Origin of the sequence: Halalkalibacter wakoensis JCM 9140, assembly GCF_000513095.1 — a bacterium.
Taxonomy (GTDB): Bacteria; Bacillota; Bacilli; order Bacillales; family Bacillaceae_D; genus Halalkalibacter; species Halalkalibacter wakoensis.
The window spans coordinates 21,500-29,430 of the sequence record NZ_BAUT01000050.1 but is presented as its reverse complement, the minus strand read 5'-3'; the positions used below and the strand labels follow the sequence as shown (position 1 = coordinate 29,430).

Here is a 7,931-nt window from a genome sequence, read left to right as displayed (position 1 = left end):
AAACAATACAAGCAAATGGGCCTCTTAAAATGTTTAGACTAATATCTACAAGAATATATAAAACCCTTTTTATCTCTTTTACCGTTATCATAACACGAAAAACTTCGTTAAATGTTGAGAGTTCCATTAAATGATTATGAAGTTTTTCTCTTAAATGTTGATTTGTAACCATAACACTTAACAAAGCTGAGTGCGCTTTTACTTGGTCAATCATAAACCCATCCATTATTTTATGTTCAGTGCTACCCCCAAACAAAATTCCAATAACCTTTTCATCCTGAAAAATCGGAACACAAAACAAACTTCTTGGATAAATCCCGTGCCTCTTAAAAAACGTAACTCTTGGATCACGACCAACATCTTGCCAAAATTGAAATTGCTCGGCTGCAAGTGTGTGTCCTAAAAAACCTTCTCCCATAATAAACGTGTGGCCTCTTAACTGATTAGAATTATGACCATGAATCACATCAACCTGATATTCTGCATTTTCTTTTTCAATGGCTAGTCCTATAAAATCAATCTCATCATACAAATGATACATTTCTTCTATAAAACAAGTAACACTAACATCCTTGTTTCGAATTCCTTCTAAATGTTGATAGATGAAAGAAGAACTCTGACTTGATTGTATTCCAGGTGGCTGTTCTCCCAAAGAGGAGAAATAGGTTTCAGCTATGTTGACTAACTTTTCAACGAACGCACATTTTCGATTTATTTCCACTTCCGCAAGTTCTTCAGTAAACTCAATGGCATCTATTAGATCATCCATATCTGGAAAGTGTTCCTTCACATATTCTTGAATAAAAGCACGAGCATCTTTCTCTAAAAAATATCCTGCAAGAAAATAGTACGTACAATCAGAATTTACTTGAATTGGAGCAACAATCATTTTTAATCCCATTCGATTATCAACAACAGTTGGTTGTTGAATCCCTTGTAGTGGTTGAAGGAATTCTTGATAATGCTTGCTATCTCCCCATTGATTATAAAGGATTTTAGTTAAGTGAGAATGATTTGAAGCGGCGGTCACTTCATGTCCATCTTTCTTAATCAATACTATGGCAAGTTCAGCTAACTTCGCATAGGCATCTTGTACATCTTGAAGAAAAGTTACATTTCCTCCCATGTTTCCTCCTTTTGAAGTCCAATCGTTACAGGCTGAATATAACGATAGATTGCGTTTTCTCCTGTTCCAATTACTTCTAACACCATACTTGAAACAAGGTATTCCAATACCCCCACCAAATCTTCAGTATTTCTGCCAAGACGAATGGCTAAACCTTTCACTGTTTCGTATGTGTAAGGATTCTCTTGAAAAAACATCGTACACTCTATTTGCAATGGATTTATTTGAAAAATTCCCATATTTAGCTCCTCCTAAACGAACCTAACATAAGGCTTTGTTTGGACATTTTCAACTAGTAATGGATTGGACATATTGCCTTGAGGAGATTTTTTCACTTGAAAGTATTGATAGTTCCCGTCCACCCATGTTTGAAAGACTCCATGGCATGTTCTTTCTAAAAAGCTTGCCGTTTCTGTTCCAATTTCAGTGAAGTTGCTTAAAGCAATCATACTCATCCCCGCAGAACTAATAAAAGCAACATCTTCTGTAAAGTGCTTTATCACAAAGTCTTTTCCCCTCTGAGAGACCATTGTATTTAAATCATGAAAAACAAACCATTTTTCTCCATTCTTGATACTCTCAGATACAATCGAGCCTATCGTTTCTTTAATCGTATGATTGTATTCTTCATTATTCATATGCTTTACATCAATCACTGCCGTTTCATAAGTTTTTGGAATGGGACGCTCATAATGTTCAATGAAATAAATTCTTTTTTGCTTCACTAATTGTTCCAACTCAATACCGTAAAGGCGATAAAGATGCTCAAGATCATACAAGCTCGCTAAACTAGATAAGAGAATCACCACATTTTCTCCTGCCAAAATACGATTTGAGATAATGGATGCTAAAAAGTACTTATAATTTGCCTTACTGTTTGTGTCTAATACAAATGCTGTCCCTCTTGGAATCCCACCTTGGAGCATCTGATCTAAGGTCGGGATTCCTGTTGTAACATTCTTTTGGTTGTCTGTTACCACTTTATCTTCAAACATTGAAAGAGCCGGAACTAGGTACAATCCATAATTGGTCAACCTGTAAATATGTTCCCCTTCTTGAATCCGACAGCCGCGCATTTTCAACACTTCTAACGTCCGTTTGCGATAGATAGCTTGATGCTCCTTTAACGAAAGCTTTATAACACCGTCCAACACATAACTAACAAATGGGATTTCTGTTTCATTTAAAGAGAGTTGTTCATGAATAAGCAAGGAAGTTAATGAAAACTTTCTAAGTATATTCCGTAATGTATACACAGTCTCTCGTTTTTCTTTTTGACTTTCCATTCCACTATGAAATAAATTTAAGCTGTCAATGACAATTCGTTTACAATCAATCTCATTTAGAATCTGTTCAAAAAGACCATTAGGCTGTTTCATCTGACTAATAAACACATCTGGTGATAAGCAGATAACACGTAATTTATTTTCAACTTCTAATGCTTTTATATCCCAACCAAATGCCTGCATTTCCTGATAGATTTGCTCAGGAAATTCTTCAAACGTGATATATACACCGGCTTCGTTACGATTTTTGGCACCATCATATAAAAATTGCATGCCAAGTATTGTTTTACCCGTTCCAGGTGCACCATCTACTAAAATGGAAGAGCCAACAGGAAAACCACCATTTAAGACAACATCTAGTCCCTCTACCCCTGTTGTTTTATATGTATTCACTCGTCTAACACTCCTTACTGTTTCGTTACCCTATGCTCGTATTAACTAGTATTTTCAATTCTTACTTCGCTAACCTATCCTCAATGTTCACTCTACACTAATTCTTCTTGGATCACAGTAGAATATTGTCGAATGAAAAATATTGGTAGGCTATTGTACATTCATCGAAAATCCATAGGGAAATGTCACACTTGTACTGAAATTGAGTACGATGAATTAACAAATACATTTTTTGCGGATTGGTTAGAACAAACTAGGGAGGTGAAAAGCTTGGCTAGATATCGTAGAAAACCAGAAATGATTGAAGCCGTCAAAATCACAAGAACCATTACGATTGAGACCGCGAAAGGTTCCCTTATTGGAAACCCTGGAGATTATCTTATTACCGATAAGCATGGCGAGCAATATCCATGTGATGCGAGAAAGTTTGAACAAACGTATGAACGTGTTAAAGACGGAAAAGATGTAACCACGTTTATAAAAAAAGTGGTACGAAAAGTAAAAAAGAAGTCAAAAGAGTTATTTATGAAGACTCAACCGTAAAAAGTGAAACCTTCTTCATACACTGATCCTCACTTGAAGCATTGCGTTAGAGCTAAACGCAAACTTTTTCAAAAGGAGGGTTTTCTTTTTGTCATTACATATGATTGTTCGTTTTTTATACAACAAAGCCAAGCAGAGCACGTGACACCACTTACCTTGCAGATAACAGGAAGTTTCTTACATAAGTTAGAGGGTAACCAGCCGCAGGGGAATGACACTACGCTTTCCGCGGGTGCCCGGTGAGCCTCCTCGGCTTTGCCTGCGGGGTCTCACACGTGGGTCACTGGTCCCGCAGGAGTCTCCGTGTCATTCCCCTGCTAGGGTTACTTTTTCATCCTCAATTTATTTATTTTACCTGCTCATAGTGTAGAGTTAAAAAAAGAAACACCACTCAAATCCTTATATGGAAGAATATTTAATTTGTTTGTAAGGCTAATGCACATAACACCACTTTGCTTGACTTGTCTTTTATTCTTTAATTGGTACATATCCAGTTTCCTCAACTAGAGCCTGACCTTGTTCTGATAAAATCCACTCTAGCAAATCATCCAGATTCGGATTGTCACTCCCTGCTGTTATCGCATAAAACTCTGAAGCAAATGGATATAATCCCTGACGTATGGTTTCTTTATTTGGCTGAACTCCTTCTATTTCTAAATGTCGAATCTCTCCGTTTTTCACCATCTCATTCGAAAAAAATCGGAATGTATATCCAATCGCATTTTTGTAGTTTTTATAGCTTGAGACTTCTTCAAACACGCCTCCCATTCCGGAAACGATGTTTTCTGTTGGAGGATCAGCAATTGGAACGTCACCCATAATTTTTTCTAATGCCGACTGACTTCCACTATCAGCCGGGCGTTGAAAGGCACGAATCAAATCATTCTCTCCTCCAACCTCACTCCAATTCGTGATAGAACCTGCATAAATGGCTTGGATTTGTTCAACTGAAAGTTCAGTTACTGGATTCTTATTATTAACGAAAAACACAAAAGCTTCGCGCCCAATTGGCGTTAACTCTAGCTTAATTCCACGTTTTTCGGCTTGTTCCATTTGTCTCTTAGAAGGCTCAGCGATAAAGATCATATCAACTTTCCCGTCTAGTAAATTCTGAAATGCTTCCCCTGTTTGGTTCGACATAACCTCGCTTTGGTGAACGTCATATTGTTTTTCAGGATAAACAGCACGTGCGAACGCCGAATAAACTGGATACAAAGCCGTGGCTCCGTCGAGGATGGGCAACTCCTCCTCCAATGTTAACGTGGATGGTTCATGTAAGGAGACGACATTTGTTTCCTCAAAAAAAGGTTGATAGCCATACAAGTTATAGTCTTGATCACTTACTGTTACAATGCTGCGTTGGTAGCTTGCGTAAATCTCATTTACTGAAATGGCAATTAAGCACAAAGCAATAAAGGTTATGCTGATCATTTTGATCGTTTTATATTTTAGCAAGCGAAAAACGGTTACGATTGACAAAATCATGAGAGCAATGGTGATTACCACAATAAGAGGCGTATAGAATTTTACCCCTCCCATCAACAAACTAATGATAGCTCCAACATATCCGAAAAAACCTAGAGCAGCAACAATGATAAATACGATGACCCCATTTAGAACTAGGTTCGACTTCATAAACATTCTCCTTATCACTAGCAAACTATAAAACTACTTTCACTTTACCATAATCATACATTTTTTATTGTTTTTTCTTAATCTGTTTTCGTATTCTTTGTTGTTTTTATGAATAATCTGTTCTTCCTATGTTCGTTCCATTGCGCTACAGCCACTCGCACCCGCAAGGAAGTGGCGAGCCTCTATTTGAGGCCACTGAAAAGTGCTCGTTTACTTCGGACTTGAAAGGGAGCTTTGCCCTCGCTCCCGGGATGGGGGGCACGCGTTCCGCAGGCGGGCGTTGAACTAACCGGCTGCGCCGGTGGATTTCAACCTGCCCTTCCCTCCTGCAGGAGTCGGCCCCCATCCCGTCCGCTTTTGAGAGGAACGATAGAATTTCCCAGAGAAAACAAGGTCTAATGACGTTGCAGATGAATTAGAGATCAGATCGGTATTGTACTTTGTCGTTTCGTAGGAAATAACGCGAGGCTTATCATCACCTGGCTGTATTTCGGTTTGTCATATCAATCGTACTGCCGTTTTTCCTTGGAGGTAGTTCCAACAAGTGATCTCTGATGTGGAAGGTGAACCACAAATCGCTCAAATCCCATCGTTAAAGACAAAAGAATGAGTTAAAAGAAATCGTAGAAGATTAAAAGGAACAAGTTAAAGATAAGTAAAAGGAACAAAAGTAACCCTAGCAGGGGAATGACACGGAGACTCCTGCGGGAGCAGTGACCCACGTGTGAGACCCCGCAGGCGCATGTGCCGAGGAGGCTCACCGGGCACCCGCGGAAAGCGTAGTGTCATTCCCCTGCGGCAGTCAGGCACTTTTTCAGTTCCGTAGGAGTCGAGTGGCTTGCGCTCCATTTCACTATGAGTATTACCTTCTTTGAGCAATAATCTTTACAACCTTTAAAAAGAAAAAGGGTCAACTTCGAAATGAAGTCAACCCTTTTCCAATTATATGTTACGCTTCAACACTAAGTTTTTTTAACACGATTACCGTTAGAACAAGTAATGCAAATGCCACAAGTAAACTTAGGATGACACTTGCTGTGAAACCCATTACGATATAAGATATCACCGTAATTCCAGCGGCAATAAGTGCATACGGAAGCTGGGTAACGACGTGGTCAATATGATGACTTCCTGCACCTGTTGACGACAAGATCGTCGTATCCGAAATCGGTGAACAGTGATCACCAAAAATCGAACCGGCAAGTACAGCGGCCATCATCGGTAGAATCAGTGTAATATCGATCACTGCTGCCATTTCCCCTGCGATCGGAAGCAACAAGCCAAAGGTTCCCCATGAAGTTCCAGTAGAAAAAGCTGTAAAACCAGCAATGACAAATAAAATAACAGGAAGGAACATTGGATTTAAATTCGACTGCTCCACTAACGATGCCAAATACGTTCCTGTTCCTAAGGCGTCAATAATTGAAATAAGTGTCCACGCAAAGAACAAAATGTAAATGGCAGGAAGCATAGACTTCATCCCTATAATTAGGGCAGATCCCATTGTCGTTCCCGACTTTGGCTTCATCACATTTAAAATGAGAGCAATGGCTAAACCAAATAATCCTCCATATACGAGGGCCGCGGCCACATCCGTATTTTCAAAAATGGTTAAGATCGTCACATCACCATCTGTTCCTTCAATACCAGTCGTAATCATGAAGAATACCGTTCCAACAATCAACGCAACAATCGGCCAAATCAAATCTCCAACTTTACCCTTTTCACTTGCTTGTACATCATCTTGAGAGCCTGGAATCGGGCCAAGTTTTGTATTAAATAACTCTCCTGTTTTCAAAGCACGAGTTTCATGAGTCTTCATCGCTCCAAAATCAAGATTGAACCAAGCAACAGCTAATACAAGTCCGATGGCAACCAATGCATAAATGTTCATCGGTACCATTAACAGAAATGCTTGTAGTGCTTCATATTGAGTCACTTGATGCGTCGCGAAAATCCCCGCAATAATCGCGATGATATACGCTCCCCAGCTTGAAATCGGGGCAATAACACACATTGGTGCTGCTGTTGAATCCACTAAATATGCTAGCTTCGCACGTGAAATACGATGGCGATCCGTTAACGGACGGCTAACATTCCCAACTGTTAAACTGTTAAAATAGTCATCAATGAAAATAATAAGACCGAGAACGACCGTTAGCAACTGAGCACCAACACGCGTTTTCACACGCTTCATTGCCCATTCACCAAACGCACGACTTCCGCCAGAACGAGTAATAAGCGCCGCCATCATTCCTAGTAACAATAAAAAAAGGACAATGAAAAATTCCCATGTATTGATGGCAAACCCTTCAGCAAAAATCGCGCTTGTTACCGTTCCAAACGTAACGACCTCGACTTCAAAATCAAAAATAATGCCCATCACAATTCCATAAATATTTGCTGCAGCCGCAACTGGATTGAAATCGTTGACCATTAACGCACCGATAATCGCACCTGTACCGAGTGATAGCAGAACTCGTCTTGTTAAAATAACCATAATAAGTGCTAGTATCGGAGGGACTAAAGAAAAAATAGATGCTTCCATATTCATACCTCCTAAAAATGTATGGTAGTTATATAGATTAAAGGACAAACTCCCAACTATAAACGAATATGAGCAACACTCTAAAACGAGAATGGAAAAGAAACCATAAATTCGAGTTCTTTTCCACAAAAAAAAGCAATAGTGGATAACCCACTATCGCCTTATATCCGCGAGTGAATCCCCATAATGGTAGTCCTCCATAACTTGCCGCTACAAATTATGACAGCTCTGCACTTCTTCAATACAGATCCAGCAAAAATAGCGTGACTTCTACTTCCACTTCGGCGATGGCCCCTTTTTCTTTTCCTCATTGTTGTCATCCTTAGAAAAGATACTGATGGCAATCGCGCCTCTACCTCATTAAAAAATGAGGCACCTCTATTTAATTACCAATTATGGA

6 protein-coding genes and 1 riboswitch are annotated in these 7,931 nt (G+C 39.3%); of the genes, 1 reads left to right on the top strand and 5 read right to left on the bottom strand.

From position 1 onward, the window contains the following. From JCM9140_RS15955 to JCM9140_RS15945, 3 genes are all read right to left on the bottom strand, one after another. On the bottom strand, positions 1-1,126 hold a 1,126-nt coding region (locus tag JCM9140_RS15955), incomplete at its 3' end, for a PocR ligand-binding domain-containing protein (protein WP_034748709.1). Next, on the bottom strand, positions 1,111-1,365 hold the full coding sequence (locus JCM9140_RS15950; RefSeq protein WP_034748706.1) for a hypothetical protein: 255 nt from the start codon (positions 1,363-1,365) through the stop codon (positions 1,111-1,113). The genes JCM9140_RS15950 and JCM9140_RS15955, both read right to left, overlap by 16 nt. 12 nt (positions 1,366-1,377) lie before the next feature. Next, positions 1,378-2,805 (bottom strand): ATPase domain-containing protein, encoded by a 1,428-nt coding sequence (locus tag JCM9140_RS15945; protein ID WP_034748703.1) that lies wholly within the window; start codon positions 2,803-2,805, stop codon positions 1,378-1,380. 270 nt (positions 2,806-3,075) lie between these two features. Here JCM9140_RS15945 and JCM9140_RS15940 point away from each other — a divergent pair, with 270 nt between their 5' ends. Then, the gene (locus JCM9140_RS15940; RefSeq protein WP_034748700.1) at positions 3,076-3,348 is read left to right on the top strand and encodes a hypothetical protein; all 273 of its coding nucleotides are present in this window, start codon (positions 3,076-3,078) and stop codon (positions 3,346-3,348) included. A 468-nt stretch (positions 3,349-3,816) separates the two neighbouring features. On the opposite strand, the gene JCM9140_RS15935 is transcribed toward JCM9140_RS15940, so the two are convergent. Beyond that, positions 3,817-4,983 carry a PstS family phosphate ABC transporter substrate-binding protein gene (locus tag JCM9140_RS15935; protein WP_034748698.1) on the bottom strand — a complete coding sequence of 389 codons (1,167 nt, stop codon included), beginning with the start codon at positions 4,981-4,983 and terminating at the stop codon, positions 3,817-3,819. Between the two features lie 949 nt (positions 4,984-5,932). Further along, positions 5,933-7,531, bottom strand: coding sequence for a Na+/H+ antiporter NhaC family protein (locus JCM9140_RS15930; RefSeq protein ID WP_034748696.1), 1,599 nt, complete (start codon positions 7,529-7,531; stop codon positions 5,933-5,935). 182 nt (positions 7,532-7,713) lie between these two features. Continuing rightward, a riboswitch (Lysine riboswitch) is annotated at positions 7,714-7,894 on the bottom strand. Positions 7,895-7,931: the final 37 nt, after the last annotated feature.

What these genes read in the sequence shown, in the direction of transcription:
- JCM9140_RS15950 (WP_034748706.1), bottom strand. Translation starts at nt 1,365, where the DNA reads ATGGGAATTTTTCAAATAAATCCATTGCAAATAGAGTGTACGATGTTT.
- JCM9140_RS15930 (WP_034748696.1), bottom strand. Translation starts at nt 7,531, where the DNA reads ATGGAAGCATCTATTTTTTCTTTAGTCCCTCCGATACTAGCACTTATT.
- JCM9140_RS15935 (WP_034748698.1), bottom strand. Translation starts at nt 4,983, where the DNA reads ATGAAGTCGAACCTAGTTCTAAATGGGGTCATCGTATTTATCATTGTT.